At 65.6% G+C, this 26,111-nt stretch carries 17 protein-coding genes and 1 tRNA gene; 10 read left to right on the top strand and 8 right to left on the bottom strand.

The annotated features are described in order from the left end of the window. Positions 1-8 precede the first annotated feature (8 nt). Positions 9-635: a hypothetical protein gene (locus KAK88_RS13685; RefSeq protein ID WP_242077039.1), complete on the top strand. Its 627-nt coding sequence runs from the start codon at positions 9-11 to the stop codon at positions 633-635. On the opposite strand, the gene KAK88_RS13690 is transcribed toward KAK88_RS13685, so the two are convergent. The 4 genes from KAK88_RS13690 to KAK88_RS13705 form a co-directional block, all read right to left on the bottom strand. Beyond that, on the bottom strand, positions 636-2,597 hold the full coding sequence (locus tag KAK88_RS13690) for a sialate O-acetylesterase (protein WP_242077040.1): 1,962 nt from the start codon (positions 2,595-2,597) through the stop codon (positions 636-638). Between the two features lie 291 nt (positions 2,598-2,888). After that, positions 2,889-5,825 carry a TIM-barrel domain-containing protein gene (locus KAK88_RS13695; RefSeq protein ID WP_242077041.1) on the bottom strand — a complete coding sequence of 979 codons (2,937 nt, stop codon included), beginning with the start codon at positions 5,823-5,825 and terminating at the stop codon, positions 2,889-2,891. A 29-nt stretch (positions 5,826-5,854) separates the two neighbouring features. After that, positions 5,855-7,501 carry a DUF5597 domain-containing protein gene (locus KAK88_RS13700; protein WP_242077042.1) on the bottom strand — a complete coding sequence of 549 codons (1,647 nt, stop codon included), beginning with the start codon at positions 7,499-7,501 and terminating at the stop codon, positions 5,855-5,857. Between the two features lie 73 nt (positions 7,502-7,574). Then, positions 7,575-10,469, bottom strand: coding sequence for a TonB-dependent receptor (locus KAK88_RS13705; RefSeq protein WP_242077043.1), 2,895 nt, complete (start codon positions 10,467-10,469; stop codon positions 7,575-7,577). A 285-nt stretch (positions 10,470-10,754) separates the two neighbouring features. Between KAK88_RS13705 and KAK88_RS13710 the strand changes: the two genes are divergently transcribed. Next, positions 10,755-12,266, top strand: a complete 1,512-nt coding sequence (locus tag KAK88_RS13710; RefSeq protein ID WP_242077044.1) for a tryptophan halogenase family protein — start codon at positions 10,755-10,757, stop codon at positions 12,264-12,266. After that, the gene (locus KAK88_RS13715; RefSeq protein WP_242077045.1) at positions 12,263-13,774 is read left to right on the top strand and encodes a tryptophan halogenase family protein; all 1,512 of its coding nucleotides are present in this window, start codon (positions 12,263-12,265) and stop codon (positions 13,772-13,774) included. Before KAK88_RS13710 ends, KAK88_RS13715 begins: the two co-directional genes overlap by 4 nt. A 95-nt stretch (positions 13,775-13,869) precedes the next feature. Here KAK88_RS13715 and KAK88_RS13720 read toward each other — a convergent pair whose 3' ends face one another. The 3 genes from KAK88_RS13720 to KAK88_RS13730 form a co-directional block, all read right to left on the bottom strand. Further along, positions 13,870-15,672, bottom strand: coding sequence for an IlvD/Edd family dehydratase (locus KAK88_RS13720; RefSeq protein ID WP_242077046.1), 1,803 nt, complete (start codon positions 15,670-15,672; stop codon positions 13,870-13,872). A 1-nt stretch (position 15,673) separates the two neighbouring features. Beyond that, positions 15,674-16,423, bottom strand: a complete 750-nt coding sequence (locus KAK88_RS13725; protein ID WP_242077047.1) for an SDR family NAD(P)-dependent oxidoreductase — start codon at positions 16,421-16,423, stop codon at positions 15,674-15,676. Positions 16,424-16,521: 98 nt separating this feature from the next. Further along, the gene (locus KAK88_RS13730) at positions 16,522-17,295 is read right to left on the bottom strand and encodes an IclR family transcriptional regulator (protein ID WP_242077048.1); all 774 of its coding nucleotides are present in this window, start codon (positions 17,293-17,295) and stop codon (positions 16,522-16,524) included. A 183-nt stretch (positions 17,296-17,478) separates the two neighbouring features. Here KAK88_RS13730 and KAK88_RS13735 point away from each other — a divergent pair, with 183 nt between their 5' ends. The 4 genes from KAK88_RS13735 to KAK88_RS13750 all read left to right on the top strand — a co-directional run bounded on the left by KAK88_RS13735 (position 17,479) and on the right by KAK88_RS13750 (position 21,735). Then, complete coding sequence (locus KAK88_RS13735) at positions 17,479-19,053, top strand: sodium/sugar symporter (RefSeq protein ID WP_242077049.1); 1,575 nt, start codon at positions 17,479-17,481, stop codon at positions 19,051-19,053. A 1-nt stretch (position 19,054) separates the two neighbouring features. Further along, complete coding sequence (locus KAK88_RS13740) at positions 19,055-19,945, top strand: 2-dehydro-3-deoxygalactonokinase (RefSeq protein WP_242077050.1); 891 nt, start codon at positions 19,055-19,057, stop codon at positions 19,943-19,945. Beyond that, positions 19,942-20,562, top strand: coding sequence for a 2-dehydro-3-deoxy-6-phosphogalactonate aldolase (locus tag KAK88_RS13745; protein ID WP_431307193.1), 621 nt, complete (start codon positions 19,942-19,944; stop codon positions 20,560-20,562). Before KAK88_RS13740 ends, KAK88_RS13745 begins: the two co-directional genes overlap by 4 nt. Before the next feature lie 789 nt (positions 20,563-21,351). Continuing rightward, positions 21,352-21,735, top strand: coding sequence for a tyrosine-type recombinase/integrase (locus tag KAK88_RS13750; RefSeq protein WP_242077051.1), 384 nt, complete (start codon positions 21,352-21,354; stop codon positions 21,733-21,735). Between the two features lie 32 nt (positions 21,736-21,767). On the opposite strand, the gene KAK88_RS13755 is transcribed toward KAK88_RS13750, so the two are convergent. Then, positions 21,768-21,857, bottom strand: a tRNA-Ser gene (locus tag KAK88_RS13755). Between the two features lie 139 nt (positions 21,858-21,996). Between KAK88_RS13755 and msrA the strand changes: the two genes are divergently transcribed. The 3 genes from msrA to KAK88_RS13770 all read left to right on the top strand — a co-directional run bounded on the left by msrA (position 21,997) and on the right by KAK88_RS13770 (position 25,975). After that, positions 21,997-22,647 carry a peptide-methionine (S)-S-oxide reductase MsrA gene (gene msrA / locus KAK88_RS13760; protein WP_242077052.1) on the top strand — a complete coding sequence of 217 codons (651 nt, stop codon included), beginning with the start codon at positions 21,997-21,999 and terminating at the stop codon, positions 22,645-22,647. A gap of 71 nt (positions 22,648-22,718) precedes the next feature. Next, positions 22,719-24,041, top strand: a complete 1,323-nt coding sequence (hglS, locus tag KAK88_RS13765; protein ID WP_242077053.1) for a 2-oxoadipate dioxygenase/decarboxylase HglS — start codon at positions 22,719-22,721, stop codon at positions 24,039-24,041. 86 nt (positions 24,042-24,127) lie between these two features. Beyond that, positions 24,128-25,975, top strand: a complete 1,848-nt coding sequence (locus KAK88_RS13770) for an acyltransferase family protein (protein ID WP_242077054.1) — start codon at positions 24,128-24,130, stop codon at positions 25,973-25,975. Positions 25,976-26,111 lie beyond the last annotated feature (136 nt).

The raw sequence follows: 26,111 nt of genomic DNA on the forward strand, positions 1-26,111 counted from the left end.
GAAACGCCATGAAGACGCTGAAGAAGGCCGCCCAGGCCGGGATGGCGGCGGCCCTGCTGCTGGGCGCCCCGGCCATGGCCCAGACGGAGCCCGCAGCCGCACCGGCGCCCCCACAGGCGCAACGATCCAAGATGGCCGACAAGCTGATCAACTCGCCCTTCGTGCAGAACTGGAACACCTGGGGCCTAACGCCCAGTCCGACGCCGCACGATGTTCAGGGCGTCACGGGCGGCAAGGCCCTGACCATCGATGTCAAACGGGCGGGCGACCCCTGGTTGGTCGGGGCGGTGATGACGAACTCAGGCGCGATCAAGGCCGGAGACGTGCTGCTGCTGGGCGTCTGGGTGCGGGCGACCCAACTGCCCGAAGGCCAGAGCGAGGCCCGCATGCCCGTTGTTTTGCTGGAGGCGCAGGGTGAGCCGAAGGTCACGCTGGCCCAGGCGTCGAACGTCGCCGTTGGACAGGGCTGGACGATGCTCTACGCCTCGGGCGTGGCCCCGAAGGACGTCGCACCAGGCGAAAGCAGTATCATCCTGCAGATGGGCCAGGCCGTGCAGACGCTGGAGCTGGGTCCGGCCCTGCTGTTCGACTTCGGGCCCGACTACGATCGGGCGCGGTTGCCGCAAAATCCCTGATCAACGGATTTCCGCCTCGAACGGAACCGCCGGGAGACCGGCGGGGCCGTAGAGGTTGCAGACTGGACTGTCAGCCCAGCAGAAGCGGACCTTGAGGTCGGTGGCGGCGGCGGCGGCCAGCACCACCTCGTCCCCCGCCAGGGCCGCATCGACGAAGCGACAGGCGTTGTCGGCCCCGCACAGCTCGAACCCGACGGGGCGGTTGGAGCCATAGGCGATCAGCTGAGCCGAGGCGGGGTAGCGGACGTGGACGCCATCGGCGGCGCGGGTCACAGACACCGGCTGCGGCGAGACGGGCTGCGTCTCGCCGTCCAGACGACGGGCCTCCAGCGCCAGACGTCGCCCCACTTCCAGTTTGTTGGTGGGATGGATGTCGTAGCGGTCGCCGATGTCGATAGCGACGGCGAGGCCCGCCAGAGGATCGGCGTTGACGACCGTGCGCTGGCTTTCGCGCAGAGCCGCCCAATAGGAGTTGGTGGGCTGACCGGCCATCGGGCCGAAGTTCGCAAGTTGCACGACCAGCATCCGCATCTCGGGGTTTTCGAACCGGGCGCGCCAGTCGGCGAACAGGGCGGGCAGCAGACGGCGATAGCCGACATAGTCGCCAATGTTCGACTCGCCCTGGTACCAGGCCATGCCCTTAAGGCCATAGGCGCCCAGGGGTTCGATCATGCCGTTGTACAAGGTGGTCGTGCCGCTGCCGCCGATCCAGGGCGTGCGCGGGGGATTGGGCAGGTCGCCCAGCAGCGCGGCGACGCGGTGACGCCAGCCCGACGACAGGCTGACGGTCGTGCCGTCGGCGAGCACCAGGCGCTTGTTCGCCGCCGGTCCCCAGGCGCCGCCTCCGCCGTTCGTGTCCAGCACGCCGACCGCGATCAGGTTACGGCCGGCCTTCAGCGTGCCGGCAGGTACGGCGTAGGTGCGCGGCGTATCCCAGCCCTGCTGGCCGCCGATATATTGGCCGTTGATCCAGGTGACGTCGGCGTCGTCCACGGGACCCAGCTCCAGTGTCGCGGCCTGGCGCGCCTGGGCGGCGGTGAGTTCGATCTCCTTGCGCAGCCAGACGATGCCGTCGAAGGTGGCCAGCCCCGGCACGGTGGACTCCCAAAAACCCTCGGCCGGGATCGGCGCCCAGTCGGCGTCGTTCGTGCGCGCCAGATGCCAGCCCTGTTTCGTGCCGGGATCGTAGGTCCGCCACCAGTCCTGGGTCACACGACGCCAGATCGCGTCGCCCTGGCTCGGATCACGGGCGTAGGCGTCCAACGCCTTCAACGCCTCCTGATGCCCGCCCAGCTTTTCGACGGCGTCGCGGCTCAGCCAGTCCTCGATGATCGACCCGCCCCAAGAGGCGGCGATCAGGCCGACCGGCACGTCTTCGGCACGACGCAGGTCGCGGCCCATGAAATAGCAGGCGGCCGAGAAGTCGCGCACACTTTGCGGGCTGGTGACGCGCCACTGGCCGACGGCGCGCGGAGCGGCGGACGGCGCCGCCAGGCTGGAACGCCCGACCAAGAAGAGGCGGATCTTGGCGTCGTTCGCGGCGCCGATCTCGCTCTCTGCATTCGTGGCCTGACGGACGGCGAACTCCATGTTCGACTGGCCTGAACACAGCCAGACATCCCCGATCATGATGTCGGAGACGCTCTGGCTCGCGCCGGCCGACTGAGCCGTCAGGACATAGGGGCCGCCGGCGGTCAGGGTCGGAAGGGTCGCACGCCAGACGCCGTCGGCGCCGGCCGTCGCCTGGATCTGCGCTTGACCCAGGCTGACCGAGACGGCGGCGCCGGGCGCGGCCCTGCCCCACACCTTGATGGGACGGCCGCGTTGCAGGACGGCGTGGTCCTGGAACATGGCGTCGAAAAGAGCGGGCGTGACGACCGTCTGGGGCTGGACCTGCGCCTGGACGGGCGAAGCCCCTGTGAGCGCGGCGACAGCCGCGGCGGCAAGCAACAACGAGCGCATCTGCGCCTCCTGTCTGTCCGCCGCAGCGGAAGGTTCGAAATTGCACTGCACCCCGAAATGGCGTGCAAAGTGCAAGACAGTGCAATTTCCGCCCGTCCGACCATCAGCCGGAAGGCCGAGTGAATTCTTCGCCGCCGTCGGGATCGGGGGCCGAGGATGTCAAAGATCAGGTCCCTATCATAAGGCCGCTGGACACCCTGTATGGGAAGCGCCCCGATCTTTCTTCAAAGTCTCGTCAAGACAACAGGTTGAGCATCGACATCGTGTCCGATGTCGATGCTCTGTCTCGATCTAGCGCCGAACCTCCACAGCCTGGCCATTGTATTGGATCGTCCTGGCCGGAGCCGCCTCGAAGTTTCCGACATCGGCGCCCGGCCCGCTGACGAAGCGCACATTGATGGTGCGATTGGTCGGCATGGTCGGATACGAACCCGTCCGCGCACCGATGGTCAGGACACCGGTCGCGTCGTTCCAGGTCATGGGGATGTTGGAGAACTCGCCCCTCTCATAGGCGTAGGTCGTGCCCTGATCCTCATACAGGGAGAAGGAGCCGTTGGCGCCGGTGTAGACGATCAGCGTCAGCGGGCCGTCCAGTTCCTCGGCCGTGTACTGGATCGCCGGACCGGTGGGCAGGATGGAGCCGGCGCGCACGAAGACCGGGATCTTGTCCTCGGGCGCCTGGACCGTCGCCGACCGGCCGCCGGTGTATTTCTGGCCCGTCAGCATGTCGTACCAGTCGGCCCCTTGGGGGAAATAGACCGAGCGGCTGCGCGCCTTGTATTCCGTCACCGGCGCGATCAGCAGGGCGTGGCCGAACAGATACTGGTCGTTGATGTCGCGCGCCTTGAGGTCGGACGGGAAGTCCATGACCAGGCCGCGCATGATGGTGGCGTCACGCTGATAGACGTCGCCGGCCAGGCTGTAGATGTAGGGCATCAGCCGGTAGCGGGTCCGCAGCTGGGCGGCGTAGGCGTCGTAAAGCGGCGTGCCGGGCTGGGCCAGGTTATAGACCTCACGCAGCGGGAACTCTCCGTGCGAACGGAAGATCGGCGACCAGGCGCCGAACTGGAACCAGCGGAGCTGAAGCTCGTCCCACTCGGCCTTGTCCTCAGGCTTCATGCCGGCGGGATTGGAGTAGCGCGCCTCGACCGAGAAGCCGCCGATGTCATGGGTCCAGTTGGCCAGGCCCGACAGGCCGGTGTTCACGCCCGCCGAGATCTGGTCCTTCAGATTGTCCCAGCGCGCCACCACGTCGCCCGACCACAGGGTCGAGCCGGTGCGTTGCAGGCCGCCCCAGGCGGAGCGGGTCAGGATGTAGGTCCGCTCGTCGCCCTTTTCACGGCGGAAGTTGTTGTAGACGTTCTCGGCGTTCACCAGCGGATACGAGTTGAAGACATAGGCGCCCGGACCGATGGCGGTCGGTCCCATCCGCAGGGTGCGCTCGGGAATGTCCAAGTTGGAGTGCATGTCCGGCTCGACCGAATCCAGCCACCAGCCGTCGAAGTTCATGCCCTTGAAGCTGTCGGACATCTGCTTCCAGTAAAGGTCGCGGGCGGCGGGCAGATAGGGGTCGTAGAAGCTGTTGGCGTAGCCGGGTCCCACCCAGTCGCGCGCGCCGACATCGACGTTGCGGGTATACATGCCGCCGATCGCGTCCAACTGCTTGTAGTGCTCGGTCGTCGGATAGAACTTCGGCCAGACCGAAATGATGATGTTGGCGTTCATGTCGTGAACGTCCTTGACCATCTGGGTGGGGTTGGGGAAGCGCGCGGGGTCGAACTGATGCGAGCCCCAGGCGTTTTCAGGCCAGTAGAACCAGTCCTGAACGATGTTGTCGATCGGCAGGCCCAGCTCGCGGTATCGACGCACCGTGTCCACCACCTCGTCCTGGGTGTTGTAGCGCTGGCGGCTCTGCCAGAAGCCATAGGCCCAGCGGGGCAGCATCACCGACTTGCCGGTCAGACCGCGATAGTTCGAGATCACCCCGTCCAGATCAGCGCCGCCGATGTAGTAGTAGTCGATGGCGGTCCCGACCTCTGACGCCAGGCTGAGCGCGCCCTGATCGGCGGCGGGCAGCGGATCTTGGTGACGCAGCGAGATATAGCCGTCTTCGGGGATCCATTCGATCTTGATCGGCACGCGCGTATTGGCGGCCATCTGAACCTGGAAGTCGTGATCGAACGGGTTCCAGTTCTGGCGCCAGTTGTCCTCGACCATCCGCCCGTCGATCCAGACCTTGGCATAGCCCGAGGAGTAGAGGCGGAACTTGTGCAGGCCGGCGGTCGCGGTTTCCAGCGTGCCTTCCCAGACGACCTTGACGCCCGCCTGGCCGGGCTTGCCCATGTCGCCGGTCTGGACCGGCTGGCCCGGTTGCGACTTGAAGCCCTCGGGCCAGCGCGACCATTCGCGGATGAACTCGTAGTTCACCTCGGTTTCCTGGCGCTGAACCTTGAGCTGGTCGTTCTGATAGTAGCTGGCGGTCAGGCCGCCAAACCGACCAGTGGCGTCGCGCACGATGAGCTGGTCCGCGATCATGCCGTAGGGGCGCGGGTCGCCGAAGCGGGTGATCGAGTTGTTGTCCCACAGGACGCCGTAGTTGCGGCTGGACACGACCAAAGGAATACCGACGTCGATGTTGTGCTGGGCCAGCTGAACGTCGTGGCCCTTGTAGTTCATCACGCCCTGCTGGTGCTGGCCCAGGCCGTAGAAGGCTTCATCGGCCGGGCTTTCCCAGACCTGACGCGTGGCCAGGAAGCGGTGATCGCCCTTCTGGTCCTCGACCGTGACGGGGCTGAGTTCGCGGCTGCCGGGACGCTCCTTAAGCACTTCCTGGCCGTTTTCGTCGAGGAAGCGGACGGCGCCGGTCTCGCGCGAGACTTCCGCAGTAGCTTCGGCGGTCTTCAGCACGACCAGGTCGCCGCGGGTCTCGACCTGGAACGGCGTCGTGGTCGAGGGCTGGGCCGTGACCATCAGGCTGGCTGGCAGTTCGAGGTCCGCATTCTCGGTCGCGGTGACGCGGATGGTCTCGGGACCATAGACCTCAAGCCGGACGCGGCGGGCGGCGCCCTCGGCCGGGGTTACGACGATGCCGCTGGCCGTGCGTTCGAACGCGGCCTGCTGGATGGCCCCGGCGGAGGCGCCGTTCATCAGCCCCTGCCCTGCGCAGGCGGCCAAAGGGGCGGTCATCAGGGCGGCCAGGAACAGGCGGCGGGCGAGGGTCGGGATCATGGCGGGCGCTCGCGTTACTCTTGCAGGGTTCAGTAGGTGGCCGTGACGACGCGCAGCAGCTGCGGTCGATCGGTGGAGAAGTTCAGGCCGTAATCGACCTGGTCGCCGTTCCAGATGCGTTCGAACACCCATTTGCCAGCGTCGTCGAAATGGCCTTCCTCGACGCGCAGGACCATGCGGCGCTTGCCGTCGGTCGAAGGCTTGGCGGCGAAGTCGATGCGGATGCGGTGACCGGCCAGGATGAATTGACCCGGCTCGATCTCGGCGATGGCGATGGCCCCGTTCGGCTGGGCTGAGGCGGCGGGCACGTCATTGGGATCGATAGGCTGGCTGCTCGGTCCGAACTGCCAGCGCTGATAGCCGGTTGTGGCGGTCCAGTCGCCCAGGTCGATGACCTCGGGCTTGCGGTCGTCGGGTTCGGCTGCGCCCCAGACCTTGCCCTCGAAGGCCAGACGCGCCCAGGTGCGCTGCCACGGTCCGATCAGGCGATAAAGGTCGCGGAACGGCTCCAGCGTCTTCTCGGTGATCTCCTTGGCGCCCAGCGGATAGTTGGAATAGCCGGTGTAATCGATGCCGAAGGGCGAAAAGCCGATGCCGCCCCGACCCAGCGTCTCCATCAGATAGCGGGCGTACTGGGTGTCGCTGCCGGTCTCGGCGACGAACAGGGCGTTGTCGGGCCGGGCATAGCGATCCAGATGGGCATCGTATTCGCCCGACTTGCGCGTGTAGATGTCGGGCGACAGGAAATCGATGGACGGGGCCGCCGCCTTCCAGATCTCGATCACGTTCCATGTCGGACCGCCGGACGCATAGGTGGCGGGATCCTGATGGTTCGTCGGATCGCGCAGGGCGGCGTTGACGTACATCGGCAGCGGATATTCCGCCTTGCCGGCGGCGGCGACTTGACCGACGTAGCGACCGATGGACCAGGCGTGGAAGAACTCGTCCGCGTCCTTGCCGAAGACGGCGGCCCAGGTTCCGGGGGCCTTGCCGGTGCGGTCCAGCAAGGCCTGGGGCACGGGACCGTCGAAGGCGACGCGGGCGGCGGGGGAATAGTCGCGCACGGGGCCGTAGGTGCCGACCTCGTTTTCGGGCTGGACCATGATGACGGTGCGTTCGCGCTCATCCACTTGGCGGATGTGGCGCATCAGGGCGGCGAAGGCGCGGGCGTCGGCGGCCAGGGTCTCGGCGCCGTACGGCGACAGGGCATAGCTTTCCTTGCCGCTCTTCTCGATCAGGTGCGGGAACCGCTCGGGGTTCAGCTTGACCCAGGCGGGGGCATAGGCGGGGGCCGTGTTCTTCCAGGTGGCGAACCACAGAAAGACCACGCGCATGTCGTTGGCGCGGGCCTGTTGGATGGCGTGATCGACGAAGGAAAAGTCGAAACGCCCCTCCTCCGGCTCGATCTGCTCCCAGCCCAGCGGGATCTGGACCGTATTTGCGCCGATGTAACGGAGCGCCGGCCAAGCCTGGGCCAGGGGCGCCGGATAGTTGGACGAGTTGTTGACCTGTCCGCCCAAAACGGTAAAGGGCGCGCCGTCCACCATCAGGGCGTGACGGCCGTTCTGTTCCACCAGTTGCGGAATGGGCGACTGGGCCAGAACTGGCGAGGACGCTGCAGCGACCAGGGTCGCGGCCGAAAAGGCTACGGCGAGTCCGCGTGTGAAATAGCCCATCGCCGCCTCCCAACGTCGACAAGAAAAAGATCGAGGCGCCGACGACCGCCGGCGCCCCGTTGCCCAAGCCCGATCAGAAGGCGGCGCGCAGCACCACCGCGATCCGGCGATCGGTATCGACCCAGTTATAAGGCGGTTTGCGGGTCTCGCTGCCCACCTTCAGGACCGTCCGCTCGTTCAGGATATTCGTCGACTGGACGCCGATCTTGATGTCCTTGGTCAGGTTATAGAAGATCGAACCATCCAACTGGCCGTAATCGCTGGCCCATACCGGCGCATTCACGTTCGCAGCCGAGGTCGTCAGCAGATATTCCTCGCGCCAGTTGTAGGCCAGGCGCGCGGAGATGCCGTATTTCTCATAGAGGATGGCGGCGTTGTAGCTGGTGCGGGACATGCCTTCGAGCGGCAGGGTGCTGTCCGAGGCGGCGCCGTTCTGGGTCGTGTCCAGGATGTTCTGGCTGGTGTTCTTGCCGCCGTCCGAGCTGATGTAGGTGAAGTTGCCCTGGAAGCCGAGGCCGCTGAAGGCGCCCGGCAGGAAGTCGAAGAACTGCGAATAGGCCAGCTCGAACCCGTCTACCGTGCCCTCGGCGCCGTTGGTGTAGCGCGTGATCAGGAAGTCGTAGGTGACGCCGCCGTTGGTGATCGACTGCATTTCCGTGCCGGTGAAGATGTAGTCCTTGATGTCCTTGTGGAAGGCCGCGAACGTCAGGCTTCCGGTGGGCGCGAAATACCATTCCAGGCTGGCGTCGTAGTTGGTCGCCGTGATCGGACGCAGCGCCGGATTGCCGCCCACGCCGGTGAAGGGCGTGGTCGGGTTCAGCGTGTAGCCGTCGGGCTGGAAGTTGATCGACAGGTTGGTGAACGGCTGGAGCTGATACATCTCGGGCCGCACCATGGCCCGCGAGATCGCAAAGCGAGCCTGCAGGGTGTCGCTGAGGAACCCGCGCAGGTTTAGGCTGGGCAGCCAGTTGGTATAGCTGCTTTCGACCGGCTGTCCGTCCAGCGATCCGCCGTTCACAAACTGAACCGCCTGATTGAAGGCCGCGCAGTTGGCGCCCGGCGCGTTGGCCGGCGGACAGGCGCCCTGGATGGACGGCAGGGTGGTCACCGTGTTGGAGGTGGTCTTGGTGTCCACCGCGCGCAGGCCGATGTTGCCGTCGAAGGCGCGGCCGAAGAAGCCGGTATCATTGCCGAAGCGGGCGTAGACGTAGGCGGCCTGCGTCTTCTCGGTCAGCTCCGTGATGCCGCCGTTGCCGCCGCCAAGACGGTAGCTTTCGTAGTCGTCGCTGAGCGGCGTCCAGCCCCAGCCGGAACTCTCGGTGTTGCGCAAGATATCGTAGGCGTAGGCCGTGCCCTGGTTCAGCAGGCCTTCGGAAGGGAACCACGCTACGCCGGGCACCGGCGCGTCGCCCCGGAAGAAGTTGTCGAAGCGATAGAGGGTCGACGAGTTGGGCAGGCGCGGATCCTGCGTGCCGCCCGGATAGCCCGTGTCGTCCAGATAGACGACCGCGCCGCCGCCGTTGCCCCAATACTGATTGGACAACAGGCCCCAGTTATAGCCGGTCTGGCGGTTGGTGTAGTTCTTCTCGGTGCCGCGAACGCCGAAGGCGACGGACTTGAAGAAGGACGAGTTCTCGTCGAAGTCGTAACGGGCGTCCAGCCGACCCGCCAGTTCGTCGGCTTCGTTGTCCTCGATGTGATCCATCGCCGCCGCCCACCAGTAGGCGGATTTGTCTTCAGGCGTGCCGCCGGTGGAGGTCACGGTCGGCAGATCGCCGTCGATGGTGATCGACAGGTCCGGACGGTTCTGAAGCTGGGTGAAGGCCGTCATCGAATAGATTTCGGCCGAGGACTTCACATATTGCAGATCGCCTGAGAACGACCAGGCGCCGCCGGGCGTGTACTGGAAGTTCAGCGCAACATCGCTGGTCTTCTTGGTGTCGTCGCCGACGCGGGTGTCGGTGTTCCAGGTCGCGGCCGGGATATTACCGCTCAGGAAGACGTTCTGGTCGTCATAGCGATAGCTGGAGTTGGGTGAGACGATGCTGTCGGTGCCCAGCGCGTATTCGACGTTGTAGGCGTCTGCCTGCGAAGCCAGACCCTGCAGGGTGAACAGCCACTGATCGTTCGGGCGCCATTGGGCGGCCAAGGCGACAGCGGTGCGCTTCTGCTCCCAGTCGATCGTACGCCAGCCCAGATATTTGGGCACGAACACAGTCTCGCCGGCCGTTCCCGAACCGTCGGTGCTGGCGTTGCCGGCGTTGAGGGTCACGGGATCATAGCGGTCGACCGAAATCGAATCGGTGCGGTTGCCGACATTGGACACGCTGACGTTGGCCAGCAGGCCAATCTCGCCGATGCCGGTCTGCCAACGATCGGTCGCCAGGATGCTGCCCGACCAAAAGCCTTTTTCGGACAGGTCGCCGTAGTTGTAGTCGGCGTTGATCGCCAACAGCGGGTCGCTGTTGTCGAAGGGAACGCGGGTCCGCAGATTGGTCGTGCCGGCGATGCCGCCCTCGATCATGTTGGCGGCGACATTCTTATAGACGTCCACCCCGGCGAGCAGGTCCGCCGACACGTCCTCGAAGCTGAGCCCGCGACCGTTCGAGGCCGAGAAGATGTCGCGGCCGTTGGTTTCGGAACGCACCCACGACAGGCCGCGGATGAAGACGCCGCCGCCCTCTGCCGCCAGACGGGCCGGGTCGCGTGCGGCGTTCGTGCGCTGAAGGGTGACGCCGGGAATGCGCTGCAAGGCCTCCGACACCGAGCGGTCCGGCAGGGCGCCGATATCCACCGCGGTCACCGAATCGACGATGACTTCTGAGTTCTTCTTGATGGCCTGGGCCGAGCGGAGCTGGGCGCGGATGCCGGTGACCACAACCTCATCGACCGTCGTCGCATCATCCGACTGGGCCGGGGCCTGTTGGGCCAACACGGCGGTCGGCAGCGTCGCCGCGACCGTAAGCAAGGATGCTCCGCAAAGCAGAGCGACGCGACGAACGTGATTTTGACGAGACATCGGTCTCAGAACCTTCCTGCTGGTCGCGCCCGTCGCTTATTGACGACGTAGGGCGACATCCCTCCCGACGTGAACTCACCCACCCTTCGATGGCATGATCACCTTTCAAGGATGCACAAGTTTTCATGAGCTGAAAAGCATTTTCTGTTAGCGCTACCACAATAGCGCCGCGACGATCCTCGGCTATTAGATGCCGACACAGGATCCGCGCCAAGCGGGCGACGGGGAAGAAGCATGAGCGACCAGCCAGAACCGGTGCGCCACATCGCCATCGTGGGCGGCGGCACGGCCGGCTGGATGGCCGCTGCCGCGCTGGGGCGAGCCTTCACGCGCGCCCACGGCCTGGCTTTGAAGGTTACCCTGATCGAATCGGAGTCCATCGGCACGGTGGGCGTGGGCGAGGCCACGATTCCGCCCATCCGACAGTTCGTGCAGATGCTCGGCCTGTCGGAAGAGGACTTCATCCGCTCGACGGCCGCGACCGCCAAACTGGGCATCGCCTTCAAGGACTGGACTGCGCCGGGCTCGGAGTATTTCCACGGCTTCGGCGATTATGGCCCCATCGTCGCTGGACAGGCTTGGCGGCAATATCTGTTTCGCCTGAAGGCCGCCGGGCGGATCGACACCCTGGATCCCTGGTCCATGCCGACCGCCATGGCCCGCGCCGGCAAGTTCGCCCCGCCGGTCGAGGACAGCCGTTCGGTTCTGTCCCACTATTCATACGCCTATCAGTTCGACGCCGGCCTGTTTGCACGGCGGCTGAGAACGCTGGCGGAGACGCTTGGCGTCGTCCGGCGCGAAGGGCGGATCACGGGTGTGGATCGTAACGGCGAGACCGGCCTGGTGCGGGCCGTGGCGCTGGAAGACGGTGGCGAGGTCGAGGCGGATCTGTTCATCGACTGCTCGGGTTTCCGAGGCCTGCTGATCGAACAGACGATGCAGGCGGGATACGAGGAGTGGACGCATTGGCTGCCGTGCGACCGCGCCGTCGCTGTGCCGTGCAGTTCCGCTCTGGCCCCCGAGCCGATCACCACCGCGCGTGCGCGAGAGGCCGGCTGGCAATGGCGTATTCCGCTGCAGCACCGGGTCGGCAACGGCTATGTTTATTCCAGCGATTATATCGACGACCAGGCGGCGCTGGACGACCTGCTGGGTCAGATCGAATCGGAACCGTTGGCTGAGCCCAATCGGTTGAGGTTCGTCACCGGGCGGCGACGCGAGGCCTGGAAGGGCAATGTGGTGTCGCTGGGCCTGGCGTCCGGCTTCGTCGAACCGCTGGAGTCCACCAGCATCAACCTGATCCAGACCGGCATCGGGCGGTTGCTGGAGATGTTCCCCGACCGCCGTTTCGATCCGGCCCTGATCCGCGAATACAATCGACGCTCGGCCCAGGAGTTCGAGCGCATCCGCGACTTCATCATCCTGCACTATCATCTGGCCGGTCGCTCCGGCGCGATGTGGGACAGATGCCGCGAAACGGCGCCGCCCGATACGCTGATGGAAAAGATCGAGCTGTTCCGCGCGCGTGGCGAGGTCGGCCTGCTGGAGGACGAATCCTTCCGCGAAGACAGTTGGGCTGCGGTGTTCACCGGCCTGGGCACGTGGCCCAAACAGCCGTCGCCGCTGGCCTGTCTCGACGATCTGGAAACCGTGGATCGACAGGCGCGGCAGTTCGCGCAACTGATCGCACGGGCGGCGGCCGCCCTGCCCGACCATTCCACCACCTTCACCGGTTACGCACGATGATCCCTGCCCCACTGAAGCGTATTCTGATCGTCGGCGGCGGCACGGCCGGCTGGATGGCCGCCGCCGCACTAGCGCACGTCACGCGCGGCACGGTGAAGGTCGAGTTGGTCGAGTCCGAGGTTATCGGCACGGTCGGCGTCGGCGAGGCCACCATTCCGCCGATCCTGCTCTTCAACCAGTTGCTGGGCATCGACGAGAACGAATTCGTCCGCGCCACCCAGGCCACCTACAAGCTGGGTATTCAGTTCAACGACTGGTTCCAGAAGGGCCGGAGCTATTTCCACCCGTTCGGAACCTATGGCACGCGCATCGACGCCGCCTCCTTCCACCAATATTGGCTGAGGCTGAACAAGGCGGGCTTGGACGACGACCTGGACGCCTATTCCGTCACGACGATGGCGGCGCGCATGGGCCGGTTCACCCGGCCTGACACCGACCCGCGCGGCGCCGGCTCGCAGATGACCTATGCCTTCCATTTCGACGCCGGCCTGTACGCGCGCTTCCTGCGCCGGCGCGCCGAGTCGCAAGGCGTCGTGCGTCATGAGGGCAAGATCGCCGACGTGCGCCTGCGCGACGGCGACGGCTTTATCCAGTCGGTGCGACTGGATGACGGCCGCGAAATTGAGGCGGACTTCTTCATCGACTGTTCGGGCTTCCGCGGCCTGCTGATCGAAGGGGCGCTGAAGACGGGCTACGAGGATTGGACCCACTGGCTGCCAGCGGATCGTGCGGTGGCCATGCCCTGCACCCGGGTCGGCGATCCCACGCCCTATACCCAATCGACGGCCCTTGAAGCGGGGTGGCGCTGGCGTATTCCGCTGCAGCACCGCACCGGCAACGGCTATGTCTATTGCAGCCCGTACATTTCCGACGATGAGGCCCAGGCTAGGCTGCGCGCCTCGCTGGACGGCGAGGCGATGGCGGAACCCAACTTCCTGCGCTTCACCACCGGTCGCCGAAAGAAGACCTGGAACAAGAACTGTCTGGCTCTGGGCCTGGCGTCGGGCTTCCTGGAGCCGCTGGAGTCGACCAGCATCCACCTGGTGCAATCGGGCATATCCAAACTGCTGCTGCACTTCCCCGACACCGGCTTCGCCCAGGCCGATATCGACAACTACAACCGCATGATGCGGCTGGAGACCGAGCGCATCCGCGACTTCATCATCTTGCACTATCACGCCACGGCGCGCGACGACTCGCCTCTGTGGCGCCACGTGCGAGCCATGCCGATCCCCGAGACGCTGAAGCAGAAGATGGATCAGTTCCGCAGCCGGGGCCGCATCTTCCGCTACGAGGACGAGCTGTTTCAGGAGACGAGCTGGATCGCCGTTCTGCTCGGCCAGGGCGTCATTCCCGAGCGGCATGATCCGATCACGGAGACCATTCCTCTGGAGCAGGTCCAGCAATGGTTGCAGAAGATGAAGACGATGATCCAGCAGGGCGTCGCGCGGATGCCGACCCACGAGGCCTTCATCGCCGCCAACTGCAAGGCGCCGCCGCTGCAGTGAGGCGGCGACGCCTAGAACGAAATCCCGGAGCCTGATGCGCGGCGTCAGCGGAATCGCGAAGCGATCCCTCCTCGACCGATCACGCTTTAGGGCCGTCAGTGGTTGTCGCGCGGCAGGCCGATGGTGTCGACGATGCGGTGGTATTTGACGGCGGGCTCCAGCACGGCGCCGGTTTCCAGCTGGCCGACCACGTCGCGCTGCATTTCCTGCCACGGGGTCTGGGAGGCGGGGTATTTGTAGCCGCCTGCCGCCTCGAACGCCTGGCGACGCTCGGACAGTTCCTCGTCAGAGATCAGGATGTCGGCGCGGCCGGTGTTCAGGTCGATGCGAACCCGGTCGCCCGTCTTCAGCAGAGCGATGTTTCCACCCGCCGCCGCTTCCGGAGAGGCGTTCAGGATCGAGGGCGAGCCGGAGGTGCCGGACTGGCGCCCGTCGCCGATGCAGGCCAAGGCGCTGACGCCCCTTTTTATGAGGTATGCCGGCGGGCGCATATTCACGACCTCGGCCGCGCCCGGATAGCCGATGGGGCCGGCGCCGCGCATGAACAGCAGGGTCTGTTCGGTGATGCCCAGGCTCTCGTCGTCGATGCGGTGGTGATAATCCTCGGGCCCGTCGAACACGACGGCCGGGCCTTCAAAGGCATTCAGATCGTCGGGGTTGGACAGATAGCGTTCGCGGAACTCGTCCGAGATCACGCTGAGCTTCATGATGGCCGAGTTGAACAGATTGCCGGTGAAGACCACGAAGCCAGCGTCGGTCTTCATCGGGGCGTCGAAGCTCTTGATGACATCGGGCAGTTGGATCTCGGCGCTCTTGCAGTTCTCGCCGATGGACTTGCCGGTGACCGTCAGGGCGTCCTCGTTGATCAGCCCCTGTTTCATCAGTTCGGAGACGACGGCGGGGACGCCGCCGGCATGGAAATAGTCCTCGCCCAGGTATTCGCCGGCGGGCTGGAGGTTGACTAGCAGCGGCACGTGCAGGCCTTTGGTCTGCCAGTCCTGCAGCGGCACATCGACATGGGCGTGGCGGGCCAGCGCCGTCAGGTGGATCGGGGCGTTGGTCGAACCGCCGATAGCCGAGTTGACGACGATGGCGTTGTGGAAGGCTTCCTTGGTCAGGATATCCGACGGCTTCAGGTCCTCGCGCACCATCTCGACGATGCGAAGGCCCGTCTCGTAGGCGACCTGGGCGCGCTCGCGGTACGGCGCCGGGATGGCGGCCGAGCCGGGCAGCGACATGCCCAGCGCCTCGGCCAGCGAGTTCATCGTCGTCGCCGTGCCCATGGTGTTGCAATAGCCGACCGACGGGGCCGACGAGGCTACCAGTTCGATGAAGCCGTCGTAGTCGATCTCGCCGGCCGCCATCATCTGACGCGCCTTCCAGATGATGGTGCCAGACCCGGTGCGCTCGCCCTTGTGCCAGCCGTTCAGCATCGGGCCGACCGACAGGGCGATGGCGGGAATGTCCACGGTGGCGGCGGCCATCAGACAGGCGGGCGTGGTCTTGTCGCAGCCGACCGTCAGGACGACGCCGTCCAGCGGATAGCCGTAGAGGCTCTCAACCAGACCCAGATAGGCCAGGTTGCGGTCCAGGCCCGCCGTCGGCCGCTTGCCGGTTTCCTGGATCGGATGGACGGGGAACTCCATGGCGATGCCACCGGCCTCGCGGATGCCTTCGCGGACGCGCTCGGCCAGGACCAGATGGTGGCGGTTGCACGGCGACAGGTCTGAGCCAGTCTGGGCGATGCCGATGATCGGCTTGTTCGACTGAAGCTCTTTTCGCGTCAGGCCGTAATTCAGATAGCGCTCCAGATAGAGCGCCGTCATGTCCGGGTTCTCGGGATTGTCGAACCAGGCGCGGCTGCGGAGCGGCTTTGCGGTCTTGGAATTGTCGGTCATTTCAGGTCCAGCCGCCATCGACGACATAGTGTTGATTGGTGATCGCCCCCGCCTCGTCCGAACACATGAAGACGACGACGCGGGCGATGTCGTCCGGCACGAGCCGGCGCTTGAGGCACTGGTTGGCGTAGATGTCTTTTTCGGTTTCCGGCGTGACCCAGAGCTCGAGTTGCCGCTCGGTCATGATCCAGCCTGGCGCGACGGCGTTCACCCGAACGCCGAACTGGCCGAAGTCGCGGGCCAGCGAACGGGTCAGGCCGATCACCGCCGACTTGCACGCCGTATAGGCGGCCATGCCCCCCTGGCCGATGACCCAGGAGGTCGACCCCAGATTGACGATGGCGCCCTTGCCCGTCGCCTGCATGTCCGGCAGCACGGCCTGGGCGGCGAAGAATTGGTGCTTCAGGTTCACCGCCATGCGGCCGTCCCAATAGTCCTCTGTCACCTCCAGCGTCGCGTGGCGTTCGTCGTGGGCCGCGTTGTTGACCAGAATATCGATGGGGCCGAAGGCGTCACGCACCGTCCCGATGACGGCCTTCAGCGTCGGGATATCGGTAAGGTCGCAGGGGACGAACAACGCGTCCTGCCCCAGGTCGGCCTGTAGCTTGGCCCCGCGTTCGGCGTCGATATCCAGAAAGCCAACCCGTGCGCCCTGGGCGTGGAAGGCGCGAACGATGCTCTCGCCGATGCCGCCGGCGCCGCCGGTGACGACGACGGTCTTGCCCTTCAGGTCGGAGTAGATGGCGGCCATGAATGCAGCCCTCCCCAGGGCGGAGGACCTTCTGTGCGGCCCAAGACCTTTTCACAAATGAAACTTGTTGCCGTCAACAAAAATAGATAGCGGTAGCATCAAGCTTGGGAAACGGCGCCCATCTGATCCGAAATCACCTCTGCGGCCCGCACCAGCAGCGCCGCCGCCTCGTCCTTGGTGCAGATCATCGGGGCCTGTTCTATGAAAGGCGTAATCAAGGTGGCGATCACGCCGTCCGCCCCCATGATGGGCGCTACCAGATCGGTGACGCCTTTCACGAAGTCGCTGGCCCGCTCCACATAGGGGCCTTGGGTCATTGCTTCTGAGCGGGCGGCGAACTCGTTGACCGCCTTGGCTCCGAACAGGCCGACCAATGTCTCATTGAGATGCGCCCGTGCCCGTTCATTGGCCCGCGAATAGAACATCAAGCCCGAGGTGGCGTGCAGGATGCTGCGCCGGTACCCGATCCGCACCGAATAGCCGAGGTCGCCGGGGCTCTCGATCCGGGCGATGACCACGATCTGATCGCCGGACGGCACAACAAGGTGGCACGACTGCATCGTCGCCGACGCCAGATCACGCATGGCCGGCATGGCGACATCGACCAGCGACTTGATCGGCGCCTGTGTCATGCCCAGCGTGAACAGGCGGTTGGTCAGACGATAGCCGTCCGAGGATTGTTCGATATAGCCGCGAAACTCCAGCACCTGGATCATGCGGAACAGTTCGCTGACCGACCGTCCCAATGTGACGGACATCTGCGACGGCGTCATCGGCTCGCCTTGTGCCGACAGCAGTTCAAGAACGTCGAGGCCCTTCTCCAAGGCGGGCGCGCGATATTTGCGATCGTCGGCGGCGTCTTGGTCTGTCATGGCGTTCCTGTCGCTTGAGCCCGTCGTTGCCCCGCAGCCACCACGGGGGGCGGGCGCCGAGGGCGATCGACGCATTATTGCAGGTAAAATAAGCAAGCGTATATAAAAATCCGTTGCGGCTGGCCGGGGGCTAACTTAGGCTTCGACCTAAGCCCGAACACGGGCGCATCGGGGGAATGCATCATGTCGCTCGCGGGTATCGATCTGGCGATTCTGGCGATCTACGCCATCTTCATCTTCGGCCTGGCCCAGTGGGTCTCGCGCAGCAAGGCGGGCGAGCAGAAGACCTCCACCGACTATTTCATGGCGTCCAGGAGCCTGCCGTGGTGGGCGATTGGCGCGTCGCTGATCGCGGCCAACATCTCGGCCGAACAGATCATCGGCATGAGCGGATCGGGCTATGTGATCGGCCTGGGCATCGCCTCCTATGAATGGATGGCGGCGCTGACCCTGCTGATCGTGGGCAAGTTCTTTCTGCCGATCTTCCTGCGCAACGAGATCGTGACCATGCCGCAGTTCCTGCAGCAGCGGTACGGGCCGACGATCCGCAACGTGATGGCCGTCTTCTGGCTGCTGCTCTACGTCTTCGTGAACGTGACCTCGATCCTGTGGCTGGGCGCCATCGCGGTGCACACCGTCACCGGCTTCAACCAGGACTACGCCATCGTCGCCATCGGCGTCTTCGCCCTGGCCTACCAGCTGTGGGGCGGGCTGAAGGCCGTGGCCCTGACCGACATCGTTCAGGTGGCGCTCTTGGTCTGCGGCGGACTGATCATCGGCTTCATCGCCCTGTCGACTATCGGTGGGTCGGGCGGCGCGGTCGCCGGTTTCCACACCCTGCTGACCCAGTTCCCGGACAAGTTCGACATGATCCTGTCCAAGGACAACCCCCACTATCAGGAGCTGCCGGGCATCGCCGTGCTGCTGGGCGGGCTGTGGGTCATGAACATCAGCTACTGGGGCTTCAACCAGTACATCATCCAGCGCGCCCTGGCCGCCAAGTCGCTGCCGGAAGCGCAGAAGGGCATCGCCTTCGCCGCCTATCTGAAACTGCTGATGCCGGTGATCGTGGTGCTGCCGGGCATGGCCGCCCTGATCCTGGCCCCGAACCTGTCCGCGCCGGACCAGGCCTATCCGACCATGATGAACCTGCTGCCGGTGGGCCTGAAGGGACTGGTTTTCGCCGCCCTGATCGCCGCCATCATCGCCTCGCTGGCGTCGAAGGTGAACTCGATCTCGACCATCTTCACCCTGGACCTCTACGCGAAGATCAAGAAGGACACGCCCGAGCATCAGCTGGTCACGGTCGGCCGCATCGCCGCCGTCGCCGCCGTGATCATCGGCATCCTGACCGCCCGTCCGCTGCTGGGCGGCTTCGATCAGGCGTTCCAGTTCATTCAGGAGTTTACCGGCTTCTTCACGCCCGGCATCGTCGTCATCTTCATGCTGGGCCTGTTCTGGAAGCGGGCGTCCGAAGCCGGCGCCCTGACCGCCGCCATCGGCTCGGTCGTGCTGTCGGCCATCTTCTGGTGGCTGCAGGAAACCGGACAGTTCATCTTCCCCTTCATGAACCGGGTCGGCGTCGTCTTCGTCGTCTCGCTGATCGCAGCGGTGATCGTGTCCCTGCTGGTCCCGGCCAAACCCGACGCCATGAAGATCAAGCTGGATAAGATCAGCTACAAGACCTCGCTCGGCTTCAACCTGGCCGGGGCCGGCGTGATCGCCTTCCTGATCCTGGTCTATACGATCTGGTGGTGAGGTGAGTTCAGCGACCGGACTGATCGGGGTCGATTGGGGCACCAGCAATCTGCGCGTCATGCGGATCGCCGAGGGCGGCGCGGTGCTGGACGGCCGCTCCGACCCGCGCGGCGCCGGCGGCCTTGCGCCCGGCCAGTTTCGCGACGTGCTGAACGCGGTCGCCGGCGACTGGCTGAACGACGGCTTGCCGGTGCTGGTCAGCGGCATGACCGGGGCGCGGGGCCGGTGGCGTGAAATGGCCTATCTGCCCTGCCCGGCCGGCGTCGCCGAACTGGCGACCGCCGTAGCCAGGCCTGACGACGCGCCCCACGTCTCCATCGTGCCCGGTGTCGCCGTGTTCGAGGACGGCCGCCTTCAGGACGTGATCCGCGGCGAGGAGACCCAGGTCTTCGGCCTGGACGCGCCTGACGACGCCGTCATCGTCGGTCCCGGCACCCACAGCAAATGGATCCGCACCGCTGGCGGTCGCATCACGGATTTCCGAACCTTCATGACCGGCGAACTGTTCGCCGCCATCCGCAAGGGCACGATCCTGGGCGCCGAGATGGGCGATCCCGGCGTGGACAACGACGCATTCGCGGCCGGGGTGGAGCGTTCCCTGCGCGATCCCGCCGTCACCGCCGCCCTGTTCTCGGTGCGGGTCGAGGACTTGGCCGGACGTCTTTCAGCGGCGTCCTCGGCCGACTATCTGTCGGGTCTGCTGATCGGCGCCGAGGTCGCAGCACAGGCCGACGCCAACCATCGCCCTGTCGTCCTGATCGGCGCCGAGGCCCTAAGCCGCCGCTATGCCGCCGCCCTGGCGCAGGGCGGTTTCCGAGACGTCCAGATTGCGGACGGCGCCGCTGCCACGGCCAGAGGTCTGTGGCGCATTCACGAGGCCGCACACCAATGATGCCTGTTTCCATCGAAAGCCTGGACGCCCTGCCGCTGATCGCCATCCTGCGCGGGCTGAAACCGGACGAGGCGGTCGAGGTCGGCGAGGCCATCGTCGCCGCCGGTTTCCGCTGCCTGGAAGTGCCGCTGAACTCACCCGAGCCGCTGGATAGCATCCGCCGTCTACGTCAGGCGCTGGACGGCCGCGCCCTGGTCGGCGCCGGCACGGTGCTGAACGTCGCAGCGGCGCGAGAGGTCGCACAGGCCGGCGGCCAACTGATCATCTCGCCCAACACCAATGTCGAAGTGATCGCCGAGACCAAGACCCTGGGCCTGTTATCCTTGCCCGGCTTCTTCACCCCTTCCGAAGCGTTCGCCGCCCTGGACGCCGGCGCCGACGCCCTGAAGCTCTTCCCTGCCGAGATCGCCGGGCCCAAGGGCCTGAAAGCCGTCCGCGCCGTCCTGCCTGCCGAAGCCCGCATCTACCCCGTCGGCGGCGTCGATCCCGACAGCATGCCCGCCTGGCGCTCCGCCGGCGCCTCCGGCTTCGGTATCGGCTCTGCGGTCTTCAAGCCGGGACAGTCAGCCAAACAGGTCGCCCGTCAGGCAGCCGCCTTCGTAGCGCATTGGTCCTGATCAGAAAGGCAAACCGCCACGCTCGCATCTTCTATCAGATCAAGGCAACGGCTGAGGGTGAGCTTATGGGCAATCGGTCCAATGGTTCAGCCGTTAGCTCCGCAAGGTTTGCGGCGTCGTTGATGATCGGGTGGTGTTCCAATCGTTCCTCCATAGCTTCAAGCACTACGCTCGTGCGGGGAGCGTCTAAACCGAGACGTCCAACGAAATTATGGCCCCTGAACCGGGGGCGTGGTCGATCAATATGCCTGTCTGGAATAATCCCTAGCGCCGCTGATCGAGGGCATGGCACGCTATCGGGTGCCGGGCTTCGCTCTGCCGCCCTCGCCAGCTTCCCTGAAATAGCCGGGAAGACCGGAAAATTGTGCGCCGGGGGGGCAGATAGGTTTCGGCTGGGTTGATTTGCTCGTCAGGGACGGCGAGGCCCCTTAAAGCGCGTTTCTCAGATGGCGGCGGCCAGGCCTGCGGAGGCGATACCGAGTGCTTGCGGTTTGGATTGCGCGCTGCTGCCGTGTCGACCCTGCGCGGAATAGTCCGAAGCCCTGTCGTTGTCGATGCGGGCCTGAGTACCGGGCGCGATGATGCCTGTCACGAGGACGCCGGGGCTGCTAGCCCGGCTGGCGTTTAGGTCCTCCGGGCGCATCGTCGTCGGCGGGGCTTGCTGCGCTGCGGCCTGAGCCTCTGGGAAGTCAACGCTCTCCCGGCTCAGAGCGGCCTTCGCTCTATCCGATATTACTACGATCGCCACGGCAATATGCGTTGGCGGTTTCGTAAGAAGGGTCTGCCTGAATGTCAGACGCGCAAGACGTTCGATTCCGTTGCGTGGTGGACTTGGTACACTTGGTTCTACTGACGACCGAACAAGGCAAACCCTTCACCGCAAAAGGCTTCGGCAACTGGATCAGCAAGGCGGCAGAGCGGGCAGAGTTACCCCACTGTTCGGCGCACGGTCTGCGTAAAGCTGCAGCACGGCGACTCGCAGAGGCCGGCTGCTCGGCGCACGAGATTATGGCCATCACCGGCCACCAAACTCTCAAAGAAGTCGAACGGTACACGCGAGAGGCGGGGCGCCGCGACTTGGCGGACAGCGCCATGAAGCGCATCGGGCAAAGTACGCAAACAGAACAAAATCTGTCTAACCCGTCACCTGCGGTTAGACAGTCCGGAGGATAAGATTATGAAAGTATACGATAAAATTTGCGGGGTGGCGGACAGAGAGGGATTCGAACCCTCGGTAGGCTTTCACCTACACACGCTTTCCAAGCGTGCGCGATCGACCACTCCGCCACCTGTCCGTTTCACGCTGCGTCTTGCGCGCCGCCGGAGGTCGATCCGGCGGGAGGCGGGCCTGATAGAACACCCTCGCCCCCTCGGCAAGCGCCTCTCGCATCCCCATATGGACTTCAACGCCATTTTCCGATGAGAGAGCCGCAAATGCTGTTCAAGAAGACTGCCGAAATGCCTACGCCCGAGACCGCCCTGCCCGGCCGCGCCGCGCCGTTGGACACCGACGTCAACCACTATGTCAGCGGTCATCCGCTGAAAGGGCCCTATCCCGACGGGTTCCAGACCGCCATCTTCGGCATGGGTTGTTTCTGGGGTGTCGAGCGCATCTTCTGGCAGTTGCCGGGCGTGTGGGTGACCTCGGCCGGCTATTCCGGCGGCATCACGCCCAACCCGACCTATGAGGAAACCTGCACCGGCCGGACGGGTCATACCGAGGTGGTCAAGGTCGTGTTCGACCCGAGCGTCATCACCTACGCCGAACTGCTGAAGACCTTCTGGGAGAACCACGACCCGACCCAAGGCATGCGCCAGGGCAACGACATCGGCACCACCTATCGCTCGGCCATCTACACGCTGAACGCCGAGCAGCAGGCGGAGGCGGAAGCCTCGCGCGACGCCTATCAGGCCGCTCTGACCCAGGCCGGGCGCGGGACGATCACCACCGAGATCGAGCCGGCGGGCGACTATTTCTACGCCGAGGGTTATCACCAGGGCTATCTGGCCAAGAACCCGGCCGGATACTGCGGCATCGGCGGGACCGGCGTGGTCTGCCCGATCGGGGTCGGCGTCGACGCCTGACCCTTGCGACGGCCGCCGGGTTTCAACCGGCGGCCAGTCGGCCTATGGATCGGCGAAAAATGGGAGCGCTCATGTCCGCCTTCGTCCATCCTGACGAAATCCGCAGCCGGTTTTCGGCCGCCCTGTCCGCCATGTACCGGGCCGAGGTGCCGCAATACGGCGACCTGCTGACGCTGGTGGCGGACATCAATGCGCAGGCGTTGAAGGCGGATGCCGGCGGAGTCGACCGGCTGGCGGCGTCCGGCGAACTGGCGCGTCTGTCGGAGGAGCGCCACGGCGCCATCCGCGTCGGCACGGCCGATGAACTGGCCACGATCGCGCGCGCCTTTGCGGTCATGGGGATGGAGCCGGTCAGCTACTACAACCTCGCTCCCGCCGGGGTGCCGGTCCATTCGACCGCCTTCCGCCCCGTCGATCCGGCGGCGCTGGCGCGCAATCCGTTCCGGGTCTTCACCTCGCTGCTGCGGCTGGAGTTGATCGAGGACGAAGCCTTGCGTGCAGAGGCGGCCGAGACCTTGGCCCGCCGCGACATCTTCACCCCCGGCGCGCGTGAGTTGATCGAGACGGCGGAGACTGTGGGCGGTCTGGACGAGGACCAGGCCGACCGTTTCGTGTCCGAACTGTTGGAAACTTTCCGCTGGCACGCCCAGGCGACCGTCAGCGTAGAGACCTATGAGCGGCTGGTCGCCGCCCACCGACTGATCGCCGATGTAGTCAGTTTCAAGGGGCCGCACATCAACCACCTGACGCCGCGCACGCTGGACATCGATGCGGCCCAGGCCGCCATGCCCGCGCGCGGCATCAGCCCGAAGGAAACCATCGAGGGTCCGCCCGCCCGTACCTGTCCGATCCTGCTGCGCCAGACCAGCTTCAAGGCATTGCAGGAGGCGATCACCTTCCCCGGCGCCGACGGCCCCACGGCCGGCGCCCACACCGCCCGCTTCGGCGAGATCGAACAGCGCGGCTGCGCCCTGACCCCGGCCGGTCGCGCCCTGTATGACGCGGCCCTGGCGAAGAAGGACTTCTCCGCCCTGCCCGACGACTGGGACGCGCTGCGCCGCGCAGACCTCGCCTGGTTCCGTTATCGCCCGACGCCTGAGGGCTTGGCCGCCCGCGCCGAGACCGCCGACCTGGAAGCCCTGATCTCCTCGGGCCACGTCGTCGCCGAACCCATCACCTATGAAGACTTCCTGCCGGTCAGCGCCGCCGGCATCTTCCAGTCCAACCTGGGGTCGGAGGCCCGCGAAACGGCCTACGCCGTCGATCCCGCAAAGGCCGATTTCGAACAGGCGCTGGGCCGCCCGGTCCAGGACGAGATGGCCCTGTACCGCGCCGAACAGGAGGCCTCGATCACAGCGACGCTCAAGGCCTTGGGCCTGACGGAAACGGTCTAGTCTGTTCAACCGGATGCGGGGCTGGCGGCGCCCCGCGTCCATCCGGCGTCTTGCCTGATGCGCGTCCCCGGATCATAGACGCGGCCGTGAACCCGTCCGCTTCCCCGACCCAGCGCCGTTACGATCTCGACTGGATCCGGGTCGGCGCCTTCGGCCTGCTGATCCTGTATCATGTGGGCCTGGTCTACGGGGTCTATGACTGGCACATCCACAGCGCCCACACCTTCGAGTGGATGCGCGAGGCGATCCTGGTCACCAATCCCTGGCGGCTGACTCTGCTGTTTCTGGTGTCGGGCGCCGCCCTGCGGTTCATGACCTTCCGGCGCACCCCGCGCCAGGTCGCCCGCGCCCGGTTCGAGCGGCTGGTCCCGCCCCTGATCTTCGGCGCCCTGGTTCTGGTGCCGATCCAGTCGTGGATCGAGTCGATGGACAAGGGCGGCTGGCCCGGCGGCGTCGCCGGCTTCGTCGCTTGGCTAAGCCATGAGTTCGGCTGGAGTGGCCTCGCCGACGGCGTGCCGGTCAACCATCTGTGGTTCATCGTCTATATCGCCGTCTACAGCCTGATCGCCGTGGTCCTGTGGTGCCAGCCCGGCCTGATCGACCGACTGGGGAACGGGTTGGAAAAGGCGCTGACCGGCCCACGCCTGCTGGTCCTGCCGATCCTCTATCTGTTCGCCATCCGGTGGCTGCTCTTTCCCTGGTTCGGCCTGACCAACACTCTGCACAACGACTGGTACAATCACGCCCTGTCGCTGGTCGCCTTCCTGTTCGGCTTCAGCATCGTGGGGCGTGAGAGCCTGTGGCGCACGATGGAGCGGTATCGCTGGATCGCCCTGGCCCTGGCGGCCGTCGCCCTGCCGATCATGATGGTCCAGGTCTGGCATCCCGGCGCGCGGGCCTTCTGGGGCGTGCCCAAGGCCGCCGTTTACGGCATCGACCAATGGGCGGTGATCGTCGCCATCCTGGGCTTCGGCTATCGCCATCTGCGCGACCGGGGCGGCCCTGCGCTCAACTATCTGACCCAGGCCACCTTCCCCCTCTATCTGGCGCACCAGACGGTGCTGGTCGCGGCCGTCTGGATCATCCGACCGGCGAACCTGCCGGCGCCGGTCGAACTGCTGTCCCTGATCGCCGTCACCTTCGTCGGCAGCCTGGCGATCTATGAGGTCGTACGGCGCATCCCGGCCATTCGCCCCTTGTGGGGGCTGAAGCCGCTGGACGGCCGGCCCTGGCCGCTGGACCTTCAGGCCCTGCTGAAGCCGCAGATTCGCTATCACCGCCGTCGGCGACTGCTGGGCGTGGGCGTCGCAGCCCCGCTTCTGGCCCTGACGGTGGTCGCCGTGGCCATCCTCGCCTACCCCGGGTTCAACAATGCGACCCAGTATCTCAGCGAACTGGGCGGGGCGACGGCCAAGGCGCCGATCATCTTCAACGGCGGGGTCTTCGTCGCCGGCGTCATGGCCGGGCTGGCGGGGATCGGATTCGGCCTGGCCATCTACGCCCTGACCGGCGCGCGCGTCGCGGCCTGGGTCATCGCCATTGTCTTCATCCTGGCCGGCGGCGGCATGTCGGCCTCGACCCTGTGGCCCTGGCCCGATCCGCGCCACATGATCATCAACCTGGCCCTGGGCATCCAGCTGGCGCCGATGTTGCTGCTGTGGGGCCTGGCCAAACGCCGCGACGTGCCGCGCCTGAAGCTCTTTCTCGTCGTCACCTTCGTCGTCATGGCGATCCTGACGGTCCTCACCAAGCACCTCGTCTTCCCCGGCACGGTCAATGACGCCAACGTCGGCTGGTGGGAGCGTCTCTACGCCATCGTCCTGGTCTGCTGGGTGGGGGTTGCAGCCTGGGTCCTGGACCGTAAACTGCTGTCGGTCGCCACGGAGTCGCCGCACGGTCGCCCGGCTGCCGCCCCGTTCGACGTTCCGGCCTGACTTCACCCCCACATTTTTTGGCTTCATCAACATTGCGTGATTGAAAATCGCGCGAATGTGATCGATTATGCAGATCGTGTTGCAGTGCAGCACTCCGCGTCGTCCCCAGCCCTCGGGACGACATCCGGTTCACTCG

This window comes from Brevundimonas diminuta (genome assembly GCF_022654015.1).
Taxonomy (GTDB): domain Bacteria; phylum Pseudomonadota; class Alphaproteobacteria; order Caulobacterales; family Caulobacteraceae; genus Brevundimonas; species Brevundimonas diminuta_C.

Excerpts from the sequence above, each read along its gene's own strand:
- KAK88_RS13685 (WP_242077039.1), top strand. The coding sequence starts at position 9 with ATGAAGACGCTGAAGAAGGCCGCCCAGGCCGGGATGGCGGCGGCCCTG.
- KAK88_RS13690 (WP_242077040.1), bottom strand. The coding sequence starts at position 2,597 with ATGCGCTCGTTGTTGCTTGCCGCCGCGGCTGTCGCCGCGCTCACAGGG.
- KAK88_RS13695 (WP_242077041.1), bottom strand. The coding sequence starts at position 5,825 with ATGATCCCGACCCTCGCCCGCCGCCTGTTCCTGGCCGCCCTGATGACC.
- KAK88_RS13700 (WP_242077042.1), bottom strand. The coding sequence starts at position 7,501 with ATGGGCTATTTCACACGCGGACTCGCCGTAGCCTTTTCGGCCGCGACC.
- KAK88_RS13710 (WP_242077044.1), top strand. The coding sequence starts at position 10,755 with ATGAGCGACCAGCCAGAACCGGTGCGCCACATCGCCATCGTGGGCGGC.
- KAK88_RS13715 (WP_242077045.1), top strand. The coding sequence starts at position 12,263 with ATGATCCCTGCCCCACTGAAGCGTATTCTGATCGTCGGCGGCGGCACG.
- KAK88_RS13720 (WP_242077046.1), bottom strand. The coding sequence starts at position 15,672 with ATGACCGACAATTCCAAGACCGCAAAGCCGCTCCGCAGCCGCGCCTGG.
- KAK88_RS13725 (WP_242077047.1), bottom strand. The coding sequence starts at position 16,423 with ATGGCCGCCATCTACTCCGACCTGAAGGGCAAGACCGTCGTCGTCACC.
- KAK88_RS13730 (WP_242077048.1), bottom strand. The coding sequence starts at position 17,295 with ATGACAGACCAAGACGCCGCCGACGATCGCAAATATCGCGCGCCCGCC.
- KAK88_RS13735 (WP_242077049.1), top strand. The coding sequence starts at position 17,479 with ATGTCGCTCGCGGGTATCGATCTGGCGATTCTGGCGATCTACGCCATC.
- KAK88_RS13745 (WP_431307193.1), top strand. The coding sequence starts at position 19,942 with ATGATGCCTGTTTCCATCGAAAGCCTGGACGCCCTGCCGCTGATCGCC.
- KAK88_RS13750 (WP_242077051.1), top strand. The coding sequence starts at position 21,352 with ATGTCAGACGCGCAAGACGTTCGATTCCGTTGCGTGGTGGACTTGGTA.
- msrA (WP_242077052.1), top strand. The coding sequence starts at position 21,997 with ATGCTGTTCAAGAAGACTGCCGAAATGCCTACGCCCGAGACCGCCCTG.
- hglS (WP_242077053.1), top strand. The coding sequence starts at position 22,719 with ATGTCCGCCTTCGTCCATCCTGACGAAATCCGCAGCCGGTTTTCGGCC.